The sequence below is a fragment of the Sphingobium sp. YR768 genome (assembly GCF_900111125.1).
In the GTDB taxonomy this organism is placed as follows: Bacteria; Pseudomonadota; Alphaproteobacteria; order Sphingomonadales; family Sphingomonadaceae; genus Sphingobium.
Genome location: NZ_FOGE01000024.1, coordinates 38,618 through 60,460, shown reverse-complemented (window position 1 = coordinate 60,460; position 21,843 = coordinate 38,618). Strand labels below are relative to the sequence as shown.

Annotated in this window: 16 protein-coding genes; 8 read left to right on the top strand and 8 right to left on the bottom strand. The window is 64.0% G+C overall.

Going from position 1 to position 21,843, the window contains the following annotated elements:
* Positions 1–135: 135 nt before the first annotated feature.
* The 6 genes from BMX92_RS20610 to BMX92_RS20585 all read right to left on the bottom strand — a co-directional run bounded on the left by BMX92_RS20610 (position 136) and on the right by BMX92_RS20585 (position 10,446).
* Complete coding sequence (locus tag BMX92_RS20610) at positions 136–1,602, bottom strand: mannitol dehydrogenase family protein (RefSeq protein ID WP_093020025.1); 1,467 nt, start codon at positions 1,600–1,602, stop codon at positions 136–138.
* Entirely contained in the window at positions 1,599–3,014 is a 1,416-nt protein-coding gene (gene uxaC / locus BMX92_RS20605) for a glucuronate isomerase (RefSeq protein WP_093020023.1), read from the bottom strand. Before uxaC ends, BMX92_RS20610 begins: the two co-directional genes overlap by 4 nt.
* A complete protein-coding gene (locus BMX92_RS20600) occupies positions 3,011–4,327 on the bottom strand; it encodes an MFS transporter (RefSeq protein WP_093020021.1) in 1,317 nt (438 codons plus the stop codon). Before BMX92_RS20600 ends, uxaC begins: the two co-directional genes overlap by 4 nt.
* Positions 4,328–4,475: 148 nt before the next feature.
* On the bottom strand, positions 4,476–5,687 hold the full coding sequence (gene manD, locus BMX92_RS20595; protein WP_093020019.1) for a D-mannonate dehydratase ManD: 1,212 nt from the start codon (positions 5,685–5,687) through the stop codon (positions 4,476–4,478).
* 14 nt (positions 5,688–5,701) lie between these two features.
* Positions 5,702–8,071 carry a glycoside hydrolase family 3 N-terminal domain-containing protein gene (locus BMX92_RS20590; RefSeq protein WP_093020017.1) on the bottom strand — a complete coding sequence of 790 codons (2,370 nt, stop codon included), beginning with the start codon at positions 8,069–8,071 and terminating at the stop codon, positions 5,702–5,704.
* Positions 8,068–10,446: a glycoside hydrolase family 3 N-terminal domain-containing protein gene (locus BMX92_RS20585; RefSeq protein WP_093020047.1), complete on the bottom strand. Its 2,379-nt coding sequence runs from the start codon at positions 10,444–10,446 to the stop codon at positions 8,068–8,070. The genes BMX92_RS20590 and BMX92_RS20585 overlap by 4 nt, the downstream gene beginning before the upstream one ends.
* Before the next feature lie 174 nt (positions 10,447–10,620).
* On the opposite strand from BMX92_RS20585, the gene BMX92_RS20580 reads away from it, so the two are divergent.
* Together BMX92_RS20580 and BMX92_RS20575 are read left to right on the top strand one after the other, a co-directional pair.
* Positions 10,621–12,744, top strand: a complete 2,124-nt coding sequence (locus BMX92_RS20580; RefSeq protein WP_371262484.1) for an alpha-glucuronidase family glycosyl hydrolase — start codon at positions 10,621–10,623, stop codon at positions 12,742–12,744.
* Positions 12,745–12,819: 75 nt separating this feature from the next.
* The gene (locus BMX92_RS20575; RefSeq protein WP_093020013.1) at positions 12,820–13,887 is read left to right on the top strand and encodes a LacI family DNA-binding transcriptional regulator; all 1,068 of its coding nucleotides are present in this window, start codon (positions 12,820–12,822) and stop codon (positions 13,885–13,887) included.
* Positions 13,888–13,986: 99 nt separating this feature from the next.
* Here BMX92_RS20575 and purB read toward each other — a convergent pair whose 3' ends face one another.
* Positions 13,987–15,303, bottom strand: coding sequence for an adenylosuccinate lyase (purB, locus tag BMX92_RS20570; RefSeq protein ID WP_093020011.1), 1,317 nt, complete (start codon positions 15,301–15,303; stop codon positions 13,987–13,989).
* Between the two features lie 275 nt (positions 15,304–15,578).
* Between purB and BMX92_RS20565 the strand changes: the two genes are divergently transcribed.
* On the top strand, positions 15,579–15,989 hold the full coding sequence (locus BMX92_RS20565) for a calcium-binding protein (protein WP_093020009.1): 411 nt from the start codon (positions 15,579–15,581) through the stop codon (positions 15,987–15,989).
* 334 nt (positions 15,990–16,323) lie between these two features.
* Here the strand turns inward: BMX92_RS20565 and BMX92_RS20560 are convergent, their stop codons facing one another.
* Positions 16,324–16,530, bottom strand: coding sequence for a hypothetical protein (locus BMX92_RS20560; RefSeq protein WP_093020007.1), 207 nt, complete (start codon positions 16,528–16,530; stop codon positions 16,324–16,326).
* 165 nt (positions 16,531–16,695) lie between these two features.
* Between BMX92_RS20560 and BMX92_RS20555 the strand changes: the two genes are divergently transcribed.
* The 5 genes from BMX92_RS20555 to BMX92_RS20535 are packed head-to-tail and all read left to right on the top strand — an operon-like array spanning position 16,696 to position 21,825.
* Positions 16,696–17,838, top strand: coding sequence for a fumarylacetoacetate hydrolase family protein (locus BMX92_RS20555; protein WP_093020045.1), 1,143 nt, complete (start codon positions 16,696–16,698; stop codon positions 17,836–17,838).
* A complete protein-coding gene (locus BMX92_RS20550) occupies positions 17,835–18,611 on the top strand; it encodes an SDR family NAD(P)-dependent oxidoreductase (protein WP_093020005.1) in 777 nt (258 codons plus the stop codon). Before BMX92_RS20555 ends, BMX92_RS20550 begins: the two co-directional genes overlap by 4 nt.
* A gap of 4 nt (positions 18,612–18,615) precedes the next feature.
* On the top strand, positions 18,616–19,500 hold the full coding sequence (locus BMX92_RS20545; protein WP_093020043.1) for an SMP-30/gluconolactonase/LRE family protein: 885 nt from the start codon (positions 18,616–18,618) through the stop codon (positions 19,498–19,500).
* 25 nt (positions 19,501–19,525) lie between these two features.
* Positions 19,526–20,938: a sugar porter family MFS transporter gene (locus tag BMX92_RS20540; RefSeq protein ID WP_093020003.1), complete on the top strand. Its 1,413-nt coding sequence runs from the start codon at positions 19,526–19,528 to the stop codon at positions 20,936–20,938.
* Positions 20,935–21,825: an aldose 1-epimerase gene (locus tag BMX92_RS20535; protein WP_093020001.1), complete on the top strand. Its 891-nt coding sequence runs from the start codon at positions 20,935–20,937 to the stop codon at positions 21,823–21,825. Before BMX92_RS20540 ends, BMX92_RS20535 begins: the two co-directional genes overlap by 4 nt.
* Positions 21,826–21,843: the final 18 nt, after the last annotated feature.

Genomic DNA, 21,843 nt, shown 5'->3' with positions numbered 1-21,843 from the left:
TCTCCCTGAGCGCTGCCCCCGACTCTCCGGTGGGCCAAACTGGTAGCGCTATCACTTATGCTTCAATAAACGCCGCATCCTGATTGTCAAGATGCGGCGGCATTGGAAATGGTAACGATATAGGTGTCTACGTTGTCATTGGCGGAAAGCCGCCAATGCGCCCCTTGCCCCCTGCGTTTCCAGCACCGTCAGCCAGCGCGTCAACGCATCCGCCAGCAGCGGGTCGCGTGCCAGTTCCGGCGGCACGACCGCGTCGAAAGCCAGAATGGCGGCGATGCGGGATTCGGTCTCACGCGCCTGCGCAAGGGCATCTGCGATCGGCCCGGCGAGCGGATCGTCCACCTGATGCGGCTGCCCCAGATCATCCTGCCCCGCCTGCCAGCGGACCCAGGCGGCGACCGCCAGCGCAAGGGCATCGATCCCCTGCCCCGCCGCCAGCCGGGCCGCGATGGTGGCGAGCAGGCGCTGGGGCAGCTTCTGCGATCCGTCCATCGCGATCTGGCGGGTGCGATGCTTCAGGGTCGGGTTGTCGAAACGCGCCATCAGGTCGCGGCGATAGGCGGCGACATCCAGTTCGGCCGGGGGCGACAGGGTCGTTTCGGCCTCGTCCCACAGGCTTTCGACGAAATGGCGGGCTTCGGGCAGGGCCAGCACTTCATGGACATGATCAATGCCCGCGAGGCCGCCCAGATAGGCGATGCCGCTATGCGCGCCGTTGAGCAGGCGCAGCTTCGCCTCCTCCCACGGAGCGACGGCGGCCGTGACCTGCACGCCTGCGCCGAAATCCGGACGCGGGCCGCAGAAGCGATCATCTATCACCCATTGTAGGAAAGGCTCGGTCTTGACCATGGCCTGATCCTCGACCCCGATGCGACCGGTGAACGTTTCGATGTCTTCGGCCGTAGTCGCGGGCACGATGCGATCGACCATAGTTTCGGGGAAAGCCCCCTCCTCCGCAATCCAGTCCGCCAGCGCCGGGTCATGGCGACGGGCCAGCGCGATCACGGCGGCGCGCAGCCGGGTGCCGTTGTGCGGCAGATTGTCGCAACTGATCGCGGTGAAGGGCGGCAGGCCAGCCGCCTTGCGCAGCGCCAGCGCGGCGACGAGATAGCCGGGCGCGGTCTGCGGCCTCTCCAGCGAGGCGAGATCGGCGGCGAGTTGCGGGTCGCTTTCGATCAGCGCGCCGGTCGCCGGGTCGAGCTTATAGCCCTTCTCGGTGACGGTCAGGGTGACGATATGCGTGTCGGGCGATGCCAGGGCGGCAAGCAATGCCTGTGGCTCTTCCGGTGCGACGATCACCTGTTGCACCGCGCCGATCAACCGCGCCTGCTCGGCCGCGCCGTCGCGGACCAGCATGGTGTAGAGGCCATCCTGCGGCGCCATCTGATCGCGCACCGACGGCGATCGCAGCGAGGCGGCGATGATGCCCCAGCGCAGGTCGCCCGCGTTCAGCGCATCGTCGAACACCACCGCCTGATGCGCGCGATGGAAGGCGCCGATGCCCAGATGGACGACGCCGCATGTCACGGCAGCGCGATCATAGGCAGGACGGATCACATCGGCGGGCAAATGTGCCAGCGTTTGCGAGGATAGCCGGGTCACAGCTTATAGGCCTGCTTGGCGAGGTCATAGGCCAGCGCGTGCGCCAGTTCGAACGCCTCATCCTCTTCGATCCGGTGCTCCACGACCAGTTGCGCGAGCCAGCCGCAATCCATCCGCCGGGCGACGTCATGACGCGCGGGGATAGACAGGAAGGCGCGGGTATCGTCGTTGAAGCCGACCGTATTGTAGAAGCCGGCCGTCTCCGTCACCTGCTCGCGGAAGCGGCGCATGCCTTCAGGGCTGTCGTTGAACCACCAGGGCGGGCCAAGGCGCAGCACCGGATAATGGCCGGCCAGCGGCGCGAGTTCGCGCGAATAGCTGGTTTCGTCCAGGGTGAAGAGGATCACCGACAGGCGCGGATCGGTGCCGAAGGCGTCGAGCAGCGGCTTCAACGCATCGACATAGCTGGTCGCCATCGGAATATCGGCGCCCTTGTCGCGACCGAAGCGAGCCATCACCCCGGCATTATGGTTGCGCCACACGCCCGGATGGATTTGCAGCACCATGCCATCCTCGATGCTCATGCGCGCCATTTCGGTCAGCATCTGGCCACGGAACAGTTCCGCTTCGGCGGGCGTGACGGGACCGGCCAGCACCTTGGCATAGAGCGCTTCGGCTTCGGCGCGGGACAGGTTGGCGGTGGCGGCGCTGGGATGGCCATGATCGGTCGAGGTGGCGCCTGCTTCGCGGAACCAGGCGCGGCGATTCTGGTGCGCCCGCAGATAGCCGGCCCAGGTCGATACGTCTTCGCCCGTGATCGCGCCGAACCGCTCGATATTGCGAAGGAAGCCGTCATGTTCGGGATCGATCACCGGATCGGGGCGATAGGCGGTGACGACGCGGCCGTTCCAGCCGGATTCCCGGATCGCGCGATGATGGTCGAGCGGATCGAGCGGCCCTTCGGTCGTGGCGATCACTTCGATATTGAACTGTTCGAACAGGGCGCGCGGGCGGAAAGCCGGGGTCTTCAGCGCGGCGTCGATCCTGTCATAATAAAGGTCGGCGGTCGCCGCCCCCAGCTGCACTTCAAGCCCGAACACGTCGGCAAACACCCAGTCCAGCCACATGCGCGACGGGGTGCCACGGAACAGATGATAGCGTTCGGCCAGCAGGCGCCAGATGGCGCGCGGGTCGCTGGCGGTCGGGCTGCCATCCCTGGTCGGGATGCCCAGATCCTCCAGCTTCACGCCCTGGCTGTAGAGCATGCGGAAGACATAATGGTCGGGGACGATCAGCAGGTCGGTCGGATTGGCGAACGGCTCGTCATAGGCGAACCAGCGCGGGTCGGTATGGCCGTGCGGGCTGATGATCGGCAGATCCTTGACCGACGCATGCAGAGCGCGGGCGAGGCTGCGGGTCGTCGGTTCCGCCGGGAAAAGGCGATCGGGATGGAGATGCAAGGGCTTCGTCAAGATTCGACTCCACTGATACCGGTGTCAACGACCTGATAACGTATTATGATAATATGAATAGTGCAAAGAGCGACCAGATAGGCGCAGGATGCGACGGCAAAGATCGGGCCATAGCTGCCGACGGTTTCCAGGATGACCCCGGCAAATTTCGCCATCAGCATGCCGCCGATCGCACCGGCCAGACCGCCCAGCCCGACCACCGACCCGGCCATATGGCGCGGGAAGACGTCCCCCGGCAGGGCGTAGAGATTGGCGGAAAAGCCCTGATGCCCGGCGCAGGCCAGACCGATCAGGCCGACGGCAACCCACATATTGGGTGCATGGGTGGCAAAGGCGATCGGCACGGCGCAGAGCGCAGCGAGGAACATCGCCGTCTTGCGCGCGCGATTGACGCTCCAGCCCCGGCCCATGAAACGCGAAGAGGCCCAGCCGCCCGCCACCGATCCGACGTCCGCCAGCAGATAGACGGCGATCAGCGGCGGACCGAAGTCCAGCATCTTCACGCTATATTGCTTGTTGAAGAAGTCAGGCAGCCAGAAGAGGAAGGTCCACCAGACCGGATCGATCATGAAGCGGCCCGCCATATAGGCCCATGTCTGGCGATAGCCGAACAGGGTCAGCCATTTGACCGGGCGATGCTGCTCCACCGGATCGGTTTCGATCCAGGCCAGTTCTTCGCGGGAAAGCCCCTTCTTCTCGCGCGGGCGGCGGTAGAAGGTCAGCCAGGCGGCTAGCCAGAAGACGGTCAGCAGACCGGTCAGGATGAAGGCCCAGCGCCAGCCCAGCGTCACCGCGATGATCGGCACCACCAAAGGCGTGAGGATCGCGCCGACATTGGATCCGGCGTTGAAGATGCCGATGGCGAGCGCCCGCTCCTTTTTGGGGAACCATTCATTGGTCGCGGCGATGGCGGCGGGGAATGTCCCCGCCTCCCCGATGGCCAGCGGAATGCGGGCGAGCAACATCCCCGCCGTCGAGGTGAAGAAGATGTGCGCGACATGGCCGATCGTCCACAGCGTCACCGCGAGCGCATAGCCCGCCCGCGCGCCGATCCGGTCGATCAGTCGCCCGAAGACGACATAGGCGATGCCGTAACCTGCCTGAAACCAGATGGCGAGGCTGGCATAGCCGCTCTCGCTCCAGCCATAGCGGGCCTGAAGGTCGGGCTTGAGCGTCGGCAGGACGAGCCGGTCGATATAGCTGAGCACTACCGCCGCGAACAGCAGGGCGCAGACGATCCAGCGGACTTTGCCAGAGGGTTTTGCCGGGCCGGAGGGTTTTGCCAAAGGAAGTTTGGAAACGGCATCTGTCATTGTCCCTCTCCCACTGGGAGAGGGAGGGAGCCGCGAAGCGGCGGAAGGGTGAGGGCGACTTGCGCCCCGCCCTCACCCTTCCCACGGCCTGCGGCCGCGGGCCCCTTCCCTCTCCCTATGGGAGAGGGAGTTAGCTCCAACATAGCCATCACCAGTTGAACATGGTGCCGTCTTCCAGCCGGTTTACCGGCAGGAAGGCACGATTATATTCGTACTTGGCGGCCAGTTCCTCGTCGATGTCGACGCCCAGACCCGGCGCTTCACCCGGATGCATTGCGCCATTTTCGAACGTGTAGGCATGCGGGAAGACAGCATCGGTTTCCGGCGTATGACGCATATATTCCTGCACCCCGAAATTCGGGATCGACAGGTCGAAATGCAGCGCGGCGGCCATGCAGACCGGCGACAGGTCGGTCGCGCCGTGGCAGCCGGTGCGCACCTGATAGAGGTCGGCCAGATTGGCGATCTTGCGCAGGTGGCTGATGCCACCGGCATGGACCACGGTGGCGCGGATATAATCGATCAGCTGATTTTCGATCAGTTCGCGGCAATCATGGATCGAGTTGAAAATCTCGCCCACCGCCAGCGGCGTCGTGGTGTGCTGGCGGATCAGCTTGAAGGCTTCCTGATTTTCCGCCGGGGTTGCATCTTCCAGCCAGAAGGGGCGATATTGTTCCAGATCCTTACCGAGGCGACCGGCTTCGATCGGCGTCAGACGGTGATGGATGTCGTGCAGCAGGTGCACGTCCCAGCCCAGCGCTTCGCGCGCCGCCTTGAAAAGTTCGGGAACGATGCGAAGATACTTGCTGGTATTCCACACATTTTCGGTCGGCAGGTCGGCGTCGGCGGGTTCGTAGAAATATTTGTCCTTCGACACGCCATAGGTGCTGGCCATGCCGGGCACACCGCACTGGATGCGGATCGCCTTGTAACCCTGCGCCTGATATTCCAGCGCGACCTTGACCGTATCCTCGATCGTGGTGCCGTTGGCATGCCCATAGACCATCACGCTTTCACGGCTGGCGCCGCCCAGCAGCTGATAGACCGGAAGGCCAGCGAGCTTGCCCTTGATGTCCCACAGCGCGGTGTCGACGGCGGCGATGGCGGACATCGTCACCGGGCCACGACGCCAATAGGCGCCCTTATAGAGATATTGCCAGATATCCTCGATCCGGTGCGCATCCCGGCCGATCAGGCAGGGAATGACATGGTCCTGCAAATAGCTGGCGACCGACAGTTCGCGGCCGTTGAGGGTCGCGTCACCCAGACCGTAAACGCCGTCTTCCGTGATGATCTTGAGCGTGACGAAGTTGCGGCCGGGGCAGGTGACGATGACCTTGGCATCAATAATCTTGGGCATTTTGGCGGTCCTGTTCAGATGATTTCGAGCGTGACGGTCTGTAGATTCTTGCTGTCGGGTCCGACCATGATGTCGAACAGGCCGGGTTCGACCACTTCTTCCATGTCGAGATTCCACAGGGTGAAGGCATCGGGGCCGAGCGGGATGCGCACGGTCTTCGTTTCGCCGGGCGCGAGCGTGACGCGCTCGAACCCCTTCAATTCCTTGATCGGGCGGGTGACGCTGGCGACCTGGTCATGGACATAGACTTGGACGACCTCGTCCCCTGCCCTCTGGCCGACATTGCGCACATCGACTTCCACGGTCACATTGCCGCTTGTGCCGATGCGTGCAGAAGAAAGCCGTGGCTTTCCAATCTCGAACCTGGTGTAGCTGAGGCCATATCCGAACGGGAAGAGCGGCGAGATATCCTCAAACACATAGCCGCGACGGGCGCTGGGCTTGCGGTTGTAGAAGATCGGGATCTGGCCCGCATCGCGCGCGACGGTGACGGGCAGCTTCGCGCCGGGGTTGACGTCGCCGAACAGGATATCGGCCATGGCGGTCCCGCCCTCCTGCCCCGGATACCAGCATAACAGCAGGGCGTTCGCCCCCTCGACCAAGGCGGGATAGCTGGGCGGACGGCCGTTGATGACGCAGACGATCACGGGCTTGCCGGTCGCCTTGATCGCGGCGAACAACTCATTCTGCTCACCCACCAGATCGAGGCTGGTGCGGTCGCCCAGATGGTTTTTGGCGAAGCCTTCGCGGCTGGTCTGTTCGGTGTCGCCGATGGCCAGCAGGACGATATCCGCGCCCTTCGCCACCTCGACCGCTTCGGCGATCAACGCGCGGTTCTTGGCGGGATCGGCCAGATAGACTTCATCGACCGAACGATCCTCGCTCTGGGTGATGAAGACACCCTGCGCATGGACGACCTCGGCCTTGCCCTTGAGCTTGGCCTGCACGCCTTCCAGCAGCGATACGTCCTGACGCGGGATGGAGGAATAGCCGCCCAGCCGCGCAATGGCGGCATTGGGCCCGATCACCGCGACCCGCCTGTGCGCACCGGCGGCGAGCGGCAGCGTACCGTCATTCTTGAGCAGCGCGATCGATTTGTGCGCAGCCTTCAGCGCCAGCGCGCGGGCTTCGGGATTGCCGGTCAGCGCATCATAATCGCGGCGCGGCCAAGGATTTTCGAACAGGCCCGCGCGGAACTTGAGGGTCAACATGCGCGTGCAGGCGATGTCGACCGCTTCGAGGGGCACCTTGCCCGCGCGGACCTGTTCCACGAGCGTCCGATAGGTCTGGCCATCGGGCAACTCGCAATCGACGCCGGCACGGAGGGCGGCGCGGGCCGATGCCTCCGGGTCGGGCTGAACATGGTGGATGGTGTCGAGTTCGTGAACCGCGCCGTAGTCGCTGACCACCGCGCCATCGAAATGCCATTCGCCGCGCAAAATATCGCCGAGCAGCCACTTATTTTGGTGGCTGGGGACACCATCGATTTCATTGTACGACGGCATGACGGCGGCGATGCCGGTGCGCTTCACGACCTGACGGAAGGGCGGGAAGAAATTCTCGCGCAACTCCCGCTGGCTGATCGGCGCGGGCGCGATATTCTCGCCGCTCTGGGGCTGGCCGTGGCCGGTCATATGCTTGAGCGTGGCCATCACCTTGTCAGGGCCAAGCTGCTTGCTCTCGCCTTGCAGGCCCAGCACCGCCGCAACGCCCATTTCGCCGCAGAGATAGGGATCTTCGCCGAAGGTTTCCTCGATCCGGCCCCAGCGCGGGTCGCGGGCGATATCCACCACCGGCGACAGCGCGAGATGCACGCCACGCGCGCGGACTTCGCGGGCGATGACCGACTGGACGTCGCGCATCAGCTCGCGGTCGAACGCGCCGGCCATGCCGATCGCCATCGGGAACATGGTGGCGTCGGTCGCCATATAGCCATGGAGGGATTCTTCGTGGAACAGCACCGGGATACCCAGCCGCGTCTCCTCGATCGCCCATTTCTGGACGGCGGTGACGAAGGCGGCCGTATCGGCCGGGGTGCGCCAGCGCGCACCGACGCCGCCGGCCTGCTGCGATCCGTCAGGCGCGCCGCGCCGGTCGGACGGGCGAGTGATCTGACCGAAGCTGTTGGGATAGGCCTTGCTCGCCTTCGCCGGCGAGAAGATCAGGTCGTCCATGATATCCGCCTTGGTCGCCCACAATGCGATAATCTGGCCGACCTTCTCCTCCAGCGTCATACGGCCGAGCAAGTCACGCACGCGCAGGTCGATGGGGGCGGAGGCATCCTTGTAGAGCGGACCGTCCGCCTTCTTCGCGAAGGCAGGCGTGACGACCGCGAAGGAGGTCGAGGCGAGCAGGCCGAGCGCCTGACGACGAGCGAGACTCATGGCTTCACCGTCAGCGTGGCGGATTTGAGCGCGACCGAACTGTTGCCGGTCATGATCTCGAAATCGCCCGGTTCGACGACGCGCTCCATATGGTCGTTCCACATCTGGAGGCTTTCGGGGCTGATGGTGAAGCTGACCGTGCGCACTTCACCCGGCTTCAGCGTCACGCGCTGGAAGCCTTTCAACGCCTTGATCGGCCGCGTGACGCTGCTGACCTTGTCGCGGATATAAAGCTGGACGACCTCGTCGCCTTCCCGCGCGCCGGTATTCCGGACATCGACCGAAACCGTCGTTTTGCCGCCGGTGCCGATGTGGGTGGCCGCCAGACGCGGCGCCGACAGGTCGAACGTCGTGTAGCTGAGGCCGAAGCCGAAGGGATAGAGCGGGTCGGTGGTGTCGAACAGATAGCCGCGCCGCGCCGAGGGCTTGGCGTTGTAGAACATCGGCAGTTGCCCGACCGAGCGGGGCACGGTGACGGGCAGCTTCGCGCCGGGGTTCACATCGCCGAACAGCACGTCGGCGACGGCATTGCCGCCCTGCTCGCCCAGATACCAGCCTTCCAGGATGGCGTTGGCCTGCTCGCTGACCTTCACGGTCGAGGCCGGGCGGCCGTTGATGAGGACGACGGTGATCGGCTTGCCGAGAGCCTTAAGGGCATCGAACAGTTCCTGCTGCTCGCCAACCAGATCGAGCGACGGACGGTCGCCCAGATGATTGTCCGCCCAGCCTTCGCGGCTCGACTGTTCAGTGTCGCCCAGCGTCAGGACGATGCGATCGACATTCTTCGCCGCTTCCACCGCCTGCGCTATCAGCTTGCGGTTTTCTGCGGGGTCGGACTTGGTGACGCTGTCTTCCCACCAGTCGTCATTTTCGGTGATCTTCACGCCCTGCGCGAAGACGATGTTCGCGCGTGCGCCGACCTTCGCCTTGATCCCGTCGAGGATCGACACGGTGTGCGGCGGCTGTCCATAATAGCCACCCAGACGCGCCACGGCCGCGCTCGGCCCGATGACGGCGATCGTGCCTTCGGGCTTCAAGGGCAGCATGCCGTCATTTTTGAGCAGGGTGATGGACCGCTGCGCCGATTTCAGCGCGAGGGCGCGGGCCTCGGCATTGTTCGTGATCTTTTCCGACGCGGCGGCATCGGCATAGGGCTTCTCGAACAGGCCGGCACGGAATTTCAGGTCCAGCATGCGGCGCACGGCCAGATCGACCTTCGCCTCGCTGACCTTGCCTTCGCGCACCAGCTTGCCCAGTGTCGCATAGGACAGGCCATCAGGCAGGTCGGCGTCGACGCCCGCGTCGAGCGCGCGGATCGCGGCCTCCTCCAGATTGGCGGCGATATGGTGGATGCTCATCAACTGGTCGACCGCCGAATAGTCGGAGACGACCGCGCCCTTGAAGCCCCATTCCTCGCGCAGGATATTTTCCAGCAACCAGCGGTTCGCATGGCTGGGGACGCCGTCGATTTCATTATAGCTGGCCATGACGGCTTCGATGCCGGTGCGCTTCACCACCTGTTCGAAGGGCGGGAAGAAATTCTCGCGCAGTTCGCGTTCGCTGACCGGTGCGGGACCGACATTGGTGCCGCTTTCGGGCTGGCCGTGGCCGGTCAGATGCTTGAGCGTGGCGAACACCTTCCCATCGCGCAGATTGCGCTCTCGGCCGACGCCTTGCAGCCCCTCGACCGCGGCGACACCCATTTCACCGACCAGATAAGGATCTTCGCCATAGGTTTCCTCGATCCGGCCCCAGCGCGGATCGCGGGCGATGTCCACCACCGGCGACAGGATCATCGGCACGCCGCGCGAGCGGATTTCGCGCGCGATGACGCTGTTGACGTCGCGCAACATGTCCGTATCGAAGGAGGACGCCATGGCGATCGACTGGGGGAAGCTGGTCGCGCCGACGGCGGCATAGCCATGCAGCCCTTCCTCATGGAAGAGGATCGGGATGCCGAGGCGGGTCTGCGTCGTCGCCCATTTTTGCAGAGCGTTGACGAGTGCGACCGTCTGGCGCGGATTGCGTCCTGGTGCGACCCGAGGACTGACGGCACCCTTCGCATCGGAAGGGCGCGTGAAATGACCCAGACCATTGGGATATTGCGCGGCCAGCTTGGCGGGATCGAGTTGAAGCTGGTCGTCGAAAATCTTGACCTTGTCGAGCCAAACCGTCGTGATCTGGGCAATCTTCTCATCCAGCGTCATGCGCAAGAGAAGATCGTCAACGCGCGCCTCGATCGGGGCGGTCGCATCCTTGTAGACCGGCTTGGCCGACGCAGCCGTCGCGGGCGCAGCCTGAACCGGCGCCATGGGCAAGGCGATACAGAAGGCCAGCGCCGATGCGGCGCACAGGATTTTGCTGGTACGGATCACGGAACCCCTCTCCATTTTTATATCACGGCGACTTTCCGCTTGCCGCGAGTAAACTGATAGCGTTACCATTGCTCGGACAAACGCACTTGTCAATGCCCGTCGAACCGGCTTTGACATGGAACGCAATAGGGAGAGGGAAGAGTGAGAGCGCGCCTGTTTTGCTGGATGATTGCCATGGCCGGAACCAGCCTGTCGCCCGTGATGGCACCTACGGCGCAGGCCGAGGACGGCTATGATCTGTGGCTGCGCTATGCCCAGGCTGATGCCCCGCGCAGCGCCGCGATTTCCGCCCATGCGACCGCCATCGTCGCTCCCGGAACCGGGCCGACACTGACCATCGCCACGCAGGAATTGCAGCGCGCGATTGCCGGCATGTCCGGCACGACACCGGCGCTGTCAGCAACATTCCAGCAAGGCGCGCTGCTGCTGGCGACGCCCGCCTCCACCCCTGCCCTGCCGGTGACGACGGACGGTCTGGGCAGCGAGGGTTATGCGATTCGCTCGACCATGATCGATGGCAAGGCGGTGACGCTGATCGCCGCGAACAGCGATGTGGGTCTGCTCCAAGGCACCTATAACTGGCTGCGCCTCGCCCAGAGCGGCGAGAGTCTCGACAATCTCGATATCCGCAGCGCGCCCAAGATCGGCCTGCGCCTGCTCAACCATTGGGACAATCTCAATGGCACGGTGGAGCGCGGTTATGCCGGGCAATCCATCTGGGACTGGTGGCGGCTCCCTGACTGGAAGGGGCCGCGCTATGCCGATTACGCCCGCGCCAATGCCTCGATCGGCATCAACGGCACCGTCCTCAACAATGTGAATGCGAAGGCGGACAGTCTGACCGCATCCTATATCGCCAAGGCGGCGGCGCTGGCGGACGTGTTCCGCCCTTATGGCATCAAGGTCTATCTGTCGGTCAAATGGACCGCGCCGATGGAACTGGACGGCCTCAAGACAGCCGATCCACTCGATCCGCAGGTCGCCGCATGGTGGAAGGCGAAGGCGGACGAAATCTACAAGGCGATTCCCGATTTCGGTGGTTTTCTGGTGAAGGCCAACAGCGAAGGCCAGCCGGGACCGCAGGATTATAACCGCACCCATGCCGACGGCGCGAACATGCTGGCGGCGGCGGTAAAGCCCCATAATGGCATCGTGATGTGGCGCGCCTTCGTCTACGCGCATGACAATCCCGATGATCGCGCCAAGCAGGCCTATACCGACTTCAAGCCGCTGGACGGCAAGTTTGCCGACAATGTCATCGTGCAGGTGAAGAATGGCGCGATCGATTTCCAGCCGCGCGAGCCCTTCCATCCGCTGTTCGGCGCAATGCCGAAAACGCCGCTGATGATGGAATTCCAGATCACCAAGGAATATCTGGGCCAGTCGACGCACCTGACCTATCTTGGCCCCTTGTTCGAGGAGACGCTGGACGCCGACACTTATGCCAGGGGCAAGGGATCGACGGTGTCCAAGGTCATCGACGGATCGCTGGAAGGGCATAAGCTGACCGGCATTGCGGGCGTCGCCAATATCGGCATGGATCGCGACTGGAGCGGGTCGATCTTCAACCAAGCCGATTGGTATGCCTTCGGCCGCCTCGCCTGGGACACCAGCCTGTCGGCCGACAGCATTGCGAAGGAATGGGCGGAGATGACCTTCTCCCCCGATCCCAAGCTGGTGCAGCCGGTCGTGAAGATGATGATGGGATCGCGCGAGGCAGCCGTCGATTACATGACGCCGCTCGGCCTTGCCCATGTCATGGACACCGGCCATCATTATGGTCCGGGGCCATGGGTGTCGGACCTCGCCCGCCCCGAATGGAACCCGGTCTATTATCATAAGGCCGACGCCAACGGCATCGGCTTTGACCGGACGAAGAGCGGCAGCGACGCCGTGGGCCAATATGCGCCGCCAGTCGCGAAGCTGCTGGCCAGCGCGAAGACGACGCCGGAAAATGAACTGCTCTGGTTCCATCACCTGCCCTGGGACTATCGCCTGAAGTCCGGCGACACGCTGTGGGATGGCCTCATCCATCATTATGACGGTGGGGTCCGCTATGTCACGGACATGCAGACGACATGGGCATCGCTGAAACCCTATGTCGATGCGGAGCGCTTCGCCGAGACGGAGGCCTTCCTGACCATCCAGCATCGCGAAGCTCTATGGTGGCGGGACGCCAGCATCGCCTATTTCCAGTCGGTGTCGAAACGCCCCCTGCCCGCCGGATCGGCCGCGCCCGCGCATGATCTCGACTGGTACAAGGCGCTGAAATTCCCCTATGCGCCGGGGCATAACTGATTTTTCGCTTTAAATATTACAGATGATGTCGCAACCCTTCGGCCGCGACATCATCCCAGCGAAAGCCCACCTATTTTGAGCGACGTCCGATCTTCCCGCCGCCAGCGCAACGCGCCCACCATCAACGACGTCGCCCGCCATGCCGGCGTGTCGCCGATGACCGTGTCGCGCGTGATCAACGGCGAACAGGTGGTGCGGGCCGCCACGCGGGAGAAGGTGGAAGCCGCCATCGCCGCCCTCAACTATGCGCCCAGCGCCGCCGCGCGCACGCTCGCCGGGGGAGAAGAGACGCGGATCGGCCTGCTCTATTCCAACCCCTCCTCTTCCTATCTCAGCGAATTTCTGGTCGGCAGCCTGGATCAGGCGACCCGCAGCAGCGTCGACCTGGTGGTGGAGAAATGGGACGACGACACATCGGTCGAGGCGGTCGTCGCTCATCTGCAACGCGGGCGCATCGACGGGGTAATCCTGCCGCCGCCGCTGTGCGACCTGCCCGAACTCGTGGAGGCGCTGGACCGGGCCGGCATTCCGGCCGTGGCGGTGGCGACCGGCCGCGCGCCGTCCGATCTGGCCGCCGTCAGCATCGACGACCGGCATGCCGCCTATGAAATGACGCGCCACCTGATTGCGCTGGGGCATGACCGGATCGGCTTCATCAAGGGCAATCCGAATCAGAGCGCCAGCGCGAAACGGTTCGAGGGCTATGTCGCGGCGCTGGGCGAAGCCGGCCTGCCGGTGCAGGACGAACTGATAGCGCAGGGTTTTTTTACCTACCGGTCGGGGCTGGACGCAGCCGAACAGATATTATCGCTGATCGATCCGCCGACGGCGATCTTCGCCAGCAATGACGATATGGCCGCGGCCACGGTGGCGATCGCCCATCGCACCGGGCTGGATGTGCCGGGCGACCTGACCGTCTGCGGTTTCGACGATACTTCGCTCGCCACCACCATCTGGCCGGAACTCACGACGATCCGCCAGCCGATCAGCGCCATGGCGCGCGCAGCGGTGGAAGTGCTGGTGCGCCAGTTGAAGGGCCGCCGAAGCAGCGACGCGGCCGAACATCTGGTGCTGGATTATGAGCTGATCCGCCGCCAGTCGGACGCCGCGCCACGGATGCGCCCGCGACTCGGCGGGCGTTAAGGCACCCCGTGCTCCTGCGAAAGCAGGAGCCCAGAGCGAAAGGCGTCACCTAGCATCCCTGGGCTCCTGCTTTCGCAGGAGCACAAGGTTTATAGGATATCAGGCTTCGCCGAACACGCGGGCGAAGATCGTGTCGACCTGCTTGAAGTGATAATCGAGGTTGAACTTTTCCTCGATCTGTTCGGCCGGCAGCGCCGCAGTGACGTCGGCGTCAGCTTTCAGCAGTTCCAGCAGTGACAGCTGGCCGTCCGACTCCCACACTTTCATGGCGTTGCGCTGAACATAGCGATAGCTGTCCTCGCGGCTCACGCCCGCCTGCGTCAGGGCCAGCAGCACGCGCTGCGAGTGGACGAGGCCACCCATCTTGTCGAGATTCTTCATCATCCGCTCAGGATAGACGAGCAGCTTGTCTATCACGCCGGTCAGACGCGCCAGCGCGAAGTCGAGCGTGATGGTCGCGTCGGGGCCGAAGAAGCGCTCGACCGACGAGTGCGAGATATCGCGCTCATGCCACAAAGCGACATTTTCGAGCGCAGGGACCACAGCCGCGCGGACGACGCGGGCCAGACCGGTCAGGTTTTCGGTCAGCACCGGGTTGCGCTTGTGCGGCATGGCCGACGAGCCCTTCTGGCCGGGCGAGAAATATTCCTCGGCTTCCAATACCTCGGTGCGCTGGAGGTGGCGGACTTCGACGGCGAGACGTTCGATCGAGCTGGCGATCACGCCGAGTGTCGCGAAGAACATCGCATGGCGATCGCGCGGGATCACCTGGGTCGACACCGGCTCGATCGCGAGGCCCAGCTTCTGCGCGACATGTTCCTCGACGCGCGGGTCGATATTGGCGAAAGTGCCGACGGCGCCCGAAATGGCGCAGGTGGCGATTTCTTCGCGGGCCGCGATCAGGCGGGTCTTGCAGCGGCTGAATTCGGCATAGGCTTCCGCCATCTTCAGGCCGAACGTCACCGGCTCGGCATGGATGCCGTGGCTGCGGCCGATGGTCGGCGTCAGCTTATGTTCGAAGGCACGGCGCTTGATGACTTCCAGCAGCTTGTCCAGATCGTCAATCAGGATGTCGGCGGCGCGGGTCAACTGAACGGCAAGGCAGGTGTCGAGCACGTCCGAGCTGGTCATGCCCTGATGCATGAAGCGGGCTTCATCGCCCACCTGTTCGGCGACCCAGGTCAGGAAGGCGATGACGTCATGCTTGGTGACGGCTTCGATCGCGTCGATCGCGGGCACGTCGATCGCGGGGTTGGTGGCCCACCAGTCCCACAGCGCCTTGGCGGCGGACGGCGGGACGACGCCCAGTTCGCCCAGCTTCTCGGTCGCGTGCGCCTCGATCTCGAACCAGATCTTGAAGCGGGCTTCCGGCTCCCAGAGGGCGGTCATTGCGGGACGGGAATAGCGGGGGACCATGGGCGAATCCTGCGGCTGGAGGGTGAATGATTGCCGCGCCGCCTAGCAGCGTCGGGGCGGCGGGGCAAATCGCGAAACATTATGATCGCCCGTCGGCCCGTTTATTTCACCAGATACCAAAATGAGAGACGAACCGTGCCTCTTTTCAAGTCAAATTCGGCATTATGAATGGATATTCAGGAACATTTCCCTGTTCTCGTCCATTATGACGATAGATTTTCAAGGAAGAGCGAAACTATCCTCTTCCCCCATATGCAAGGCGACAGGAGATTGCCATGGTCCGCATATTATTATTGTCCGCTGCCATCGCCGTGACGGCCCCCGCCATGGCGCAGACCGCACCGGAGCAGGGCGCGATACCCGCAACTCCGGCCAGTCCGGCCCAGTCCCAGCCCGCTGCGCCCGCGAATCCGGCCCCCTCTAATCCGGCGAACGCGGTCGCATCGATCGTCGACAGCGAATTTCCGGCCTATGACGCAAACAAGGACGGCCAGTTGGACCAGTCCGAATTTTCGCGCTGGGTGGTCGCGCTCAAGACACAGGAAATGAAGGCGACTGGATCGCAACTGCCGACCGATCAGGTCATGGCCTGGGCCAATGGCGCCTTCTCCACGGCCGATAAGGACAAGAGCATCAGCGTCAGCAAGCCGGAACTGATCAGCTATCTGAGTGGCGGCGCAGGCTAAAGCCGCTTCCCCAAACGCCTGTCACGAAGGCGGGGACATAAGAGAGCCTGCCGGGTCGCACCGGGGGCGGCATGGAACGAAGGCCATGCCGCCCTATTTTTATGCGCGTTCCACAGCCGGAAAGAGATGGGCGAAAAGTCTGAGAGCGCGATGACATCCGCCTGAATGGTCATTGCGAGCCCAGCGAAGCAATCCACAGACGCACCCATGGATTGCTTCGCTTCGCTCGCAATGACGGCATGGATCAGAGTAAAGTCGTCACATTTCCACCGACGAACGCCATAGGTCGAGCCGTCGTCTGCTGCCGGAAAAATTTAGAATGCGAGAGGGCAGATCAGCCCTTTTTCCGCGTGTAAAGCAGTGCGGCGACGATCGCGGCCGATCCGATGCCGACGGCAGTGCCCATCCATACGCCCTTGCTGGCGGATTTGCGCGCAGCGCTGGCAAGGTCGGTCTTGCCAGCATCGGCGGCCTTATCAGGCGTTGCGGGAGCGGCGGCGTCTGCGCCGGCGGGCGGCGCGCTGTCTTCGGGCTTGCTCATGGTCTGATCATCTATGCCCCAAAGCCGGGTGATGGAAAAGGGACAAGACGCCCACGCCCTACGACTTTTCGCTTACGCGCCTTTTACGCAACACCTCTTGACTCCGCGCGCGGTTCGATGTTGGTAGCGCTATCAATTTACAACCGTTCCATTTAGGAGTTGATGATGCCGGGCGATTTCTCCCTGCTCGATAGCCTGCCTGCCGACTGGCGCAGCGGCCTGTTCCTTGGCCGTGTGCAGACTGCCGCTGGCCCCTCCCCCATCCTGGTCGCCGACGGCCTGGCCTATGATATGAGCCGGGTCGCGCCGACCGTGGCGCAACTGGTCGAGAAGCTGCCGCTGGCGCCAGAATCGGGCGAAGCGCTTGGCCCGCTGGAAGACCTCGACCTCCCGCTGCTCAGCCCGGTCGACCTGCAATGCGTCAAGGCGTGTGGCGTGACCTTCGCCCTGTCTGCGCTGGAGCGGGTGATCGAGGAGCGTGCGCGCGGTGACGCCAGCGCCGCCGCCGAGATTCGCGGCCGTCTGGAAGAGCGCGTCGGCGGATCGATCCGCGCCGTGGCGCCGGGCACGGAAGAAGCCGCTGCGCTCAAGGCCGCGCTGATCGAGGATGGCCTGTGGTCGCAATATCTGGAAGTCGCGATCGGCCCCGACGCGGAAGTCTTCACCAAGGCGCCGGTGCTCTCCACCGTTGGTCCGGGCGCGGACATCGGCATCCGGTCGGACTCGACCTGGAACAACCCCGAACCGGAAATCGTGCTGATCGTCAACGCCGCCGGGAGCGCTATCGGCGCGACGCTGGGCAATGACGTGAACCTGCGCGATTTCGAAGGGCGCTCGGCGCTGCTGCTGGGCAAGGCGAAGGATAATAATGCGTCCTGCTCGCTCGGCCCGCTCATCCGCCTGTTCGATGGCGACTATGGCATCGATGACGTGCGCAATGCCGAGGTCGAGCTGAGCATCGACGGGCCGGAAGGCTATCGTCTGGAAGGCGTCAGCAGCATGAACCAGATCAGCCGCGATCCGCTGGAACTGGTGCGTCAGACCCTGTCCGAACATCAATATCCCGACGGCTTCACCCTGTTCCTGGGCACGCTGTTCGCCCCCGTGCAGGATCGCGACGATCCGGGCCGCGGCTTCACCCACAAGGTCGGCGACGTGGTGGCCATCTCCACCCCGCGTCTGGGCAAGCTGGTCAACACAGTCGTCACGTCCAAGGACGCCGCGCCCTGGACCTTCGGCCTGACCGCCCTGATGACCAATCTCGCGACGCGCGGCCTGCTGACCGCGCCGGAAAAGGAAACCGCATGAGCCACGCCATCTACCCCAGCCGCGCTCTTTATCCGAGTCTCAGGGGCAAGCGGGTTTTCATCAGCGGCGGCGGCAGCGGCATCGGCGAAGGACTGGTCGAGGCCTTCGTTGGTCAGGGTGCGCAGGTCGCCTTTTGCGACATCGCCGTGGATGCGAGCGAGGCGCTGGTCGCGCGCCTTGCCGACGCAGACTTCACGCCGATCTTCCATGCCGTCGACCTGCGCGACATTGAAGCCGTGCAGGCCATGATGGCGAAGGTCGAGGACGAACTGGGCGGGATCGACATATTGATCAACAACGCCGCCAATGACGACCGCCACACGATCGAGGAAGTGACCCCGGCCTATTGGGAAGAGCGGATGGCGGTGAACCTGCGCCACCTCTTCTTCGCGGCGCAGGCCGTGGTCCCGGCCATGAAGCGCGCGGGCGGCGGCGTGATCCTGAATTTCGGGTCGATCAGCTGGCACCTCGCCCTGCCCGAACTGGTCCTCTACCAGACGTCCAAGGCCGCGATCGAAGGCCTGACTCGCAGTCTCGCGCGTGATCTTGGCCGCGACAATATTCGCGTCAACACCATCATCCCCGGCAATGTGAAGACGCCGCGTCAGGAAAAATGGTACACGCCCGAAGGCGAAGCGGAAATCGTCGCGGCCCAGTGCCTTGATGGCCGCATCCTGCCGGTCGATGTCGCCGCGCTGGTGATGTTCCTGGCGTCGGACGATGCGCGTTACTGCACTGCCCATGATTATTTCATCGATGCCGGCTGGCGCTGACGACATGACGGCCGATCTCTCCACCGCGCCGCAAAGCGTCCTGTCGGTCGGCGCGACGCTGGGCGAAGGCCCGGTCTGGGTCGCGCGCGACGCGGCGCTGTGGTTCGTCGATATCAAGGCGCATCGCATCCATCGCTATGATCCGGCGATCGATGTCGGACAAAGCTGGGCGGCGCCGGGTCAGGTGGGCTGGATAGTGCCCACCGACGACGGCCTGTTCGCAGTCGGCCTGCAATCGGGCGTGCATCGTTTCGACCCGGTGCAGACCAGCTTCACGCTGATCCACGCGCCAGAAGCGCATCTGCCCGGCAATCGCCAGAATGATGCCTGCGTCGCGCCGGACGGCGCGCTGTGGTTCGGATCGATGGATGATGCGGAGGAAGCCGATAGCGGCTATTTCTACCGCTTCCACAAAGGCGCCTGCGTCGAGGCTGGCCTTCCCTGCGTATCGATCACCAACGGCCCGGCCCTGTCGCCGGACGGGCGCACGCTCTATCATACCGACACGCTGGGCAAGCGCATCTGGCGCACGCAACTGGAGCAGGACGGATCGGTCGGCAACACGACCCTGTTCACCAAGATCGAGGAGGGTGCAGGCTATCCCGACGGTCCCACCGTGGATGCCGAAGGCTGCCTGTGGACCGGCCTGTTCGGCGGATGGGCGGTGCGCCGCTATGATCCGGCCGGCAAGCTGATGCGGGAAATCCGCTTCCCCGTCGCCAACATTACCAAGATCGCCTTTGGCGGCCCGGACCTTCGGACCGCCTATGCGACGACGGCGCGCAAGGGGCTGGATATGACAGCGTTGACAGAACAGCCTCTGGCAGGCGATCTGTTCGCCTTCGATCCGGGCGTCGCGGGGCTGCCGGGGCACATCGCAACGATATAATGAGAGATTTGGAAGGAACTTTATAATGAGTGAGGGGAGCGCCGAGAGGGTCAATATGGCCTTCATCGCCGCGATTGTCGCCGTCGCGACGATCGGCGGCTTCATGTTCGGCTATGATTCGGGCGTCATCAACGGCACGCAGAAGGGGCTGGAAGCAGCCTTCGATCTGGGCAAGCTGGGCATCGGCGTCAATGTCGGCGCGATTCTGGTCGGGTCTTCGATCGGTGCGTTCGGCGCAGGCCGCATGGCCGACATTATCGGTCGACGCGGCGTGATGATGCTCGCCGCCATCCTCTTCCTCGTCAGCGCGCTGGTCGCCGGCGCGGCCGGCTCCTCCGCCATCTTCATCATCGCCCGCATCATCGGCGGTCTGGGCGTCGGCGCCGCCAGCGTCATTTCGCCCGTCTACATCTCCGAAGTCACCCCCGCCAATGTGCGTGGCCGGCTGTCGTCGGTGCAGCAGGTGATGATCATCTCCGGCCTGACCGGCGCGTTCGTCGCCAATTTCGTGCTCGCCCGCTATGCTGGTGGATCGACCGCGCCGCTATGGCTGGACTTTCCGGCCTGGCGCTGGATGTTCTGGTTGCAGGCGATCCCGGCCGCCATCTATTTCCTCGCTCTGCTCGTCATTCCCGAAAGCCCCCGCTATCTGGTCGCGCGCGGACAGGACAAGCGCGCACTGGAAGTCCTGACCCGCCTGTTCGGGCCGCAGGAAGCCGCGCGCAAGGTGACGGAAATCCGCGCCAGTCTCGCCGCCGATCATCACCGCCCGAAATTGTCCGACCTGATCAGCAAGACCACCGGCAAGATCCGCCCGATCGTGTGGACCGGCATTGGCCTTGCCGTCTTCCAACAGCTGGTCGGCATCAATGTCGTCTTCTATTATGGCGCGACCCTGTGGGAAGCCGTCGGCTTTTCGGAAGACAATGCGCTTCAGATCAACATCCTGTCGGGCGTGCTGTCGATCGGCGCGTGCCTTGGCACCATCATGCTGGTGGACAAGATCGGCCGCAAGCCGCTGCTGCTGATCGGATCGGCCGGCATGGCCGTGACGCTGGCGGTGGTCGCCTATGCCTTCTCCACCGCCGTCACCGGCGCGGATGGCGGCGTCAGCCTGCCCGGCCATAACGGCCTGATGGCGCTGATCGCGGCGAACCTCTATGTGATCTTCTTCAACCTCAGCTGGGGTCCGATCATGTGGGTGATGCTGGGCGAAATGTTCCCGAACCAGATCCGGGGATCGGGCCTGGCGGTCGCGGGCTTTGCCCAGTGGATCGCCAACGCCGCCATTTCGGTCAGCTTCCCCTCGCTGGCCGTATCGCCGGGGCTGGTCGTCACCTACACCGGCTATGCGCTGTTCGCGGCGATCAGCTTCTTCTTCGTCCGCGCCATGGTGCATGAAACCAAGGGCCGCGAGCTTGAGGATATGGTCGGCTGAGCAAGAACATTATCACGCTAAAGGCGGAAGGGCTGGAAGCGGCCCTCTCCCCCACGGTCGGCGGATCGCTGCTGTCGCTGGCGCTGGATGGCGTCGACCTGCTGCGCCGGGCGCCTGCCGACGCTGCCGATCCGCTGGCGATGGCCAGCTTCCCGCTCGTCCCCTATGCCAATCGCATAGCGGATGGGCGGTTCGCCTTTGACGGGCAGGATTATCAGCTACCGCTCAATTTCGGCGATCATCCGCACAGCATCCATGGCTTTGGCTGGCAGACGAAGTGGACAGCGAGCGAGACAGATGTTTCGTCCACGCGCCTAACTCATGTGCATGAAGGCGATGCAGGCTGGCCATGGACCTATCGGGCGGAGCAGCATGTCGCACTGACCCCGACCCAATTGTCCATGTCGCTGTCTCTCACCAATATCGGTGACGCCCCGATGCCCGCAGGTCTGGGCTTCCATCCCTATTTTCTGGCCGATGCAGCGACGACGCTGCGCTTCGATGCGCGCGGCCTGTGGCTCTCGACGCCCGACATGCTGCCCGACCAGGAAGCGCCCGCCGATACACTGGGCGACTGGTCGCAGCCCGCGATCGTGCGCGGCGACACGCTGGTCGACAATGCCTATATCGGCTGGACCGGCCCGGCGGTGGTCGATCGTGGCGATGGGCTGCGCCTGACGGTTGACGCTACGGGCGCCGACTATCTGCATGTCTATCGCCCGCCCGGCAGCAAGGATTTCTGTCTGGAACCGGTCAGCCATATGCCGGACGCGATCAACCGGGGCGGCATGACCGTACTGCCCGCCGGAGCAGCGGCGCATCTGTCCATGACCATCGCCATAGACAAAATCGATCCGACGCTTTCGAAATCGGCTGCAATCGCCTAAGCTGCCCGAAAGCAGCAG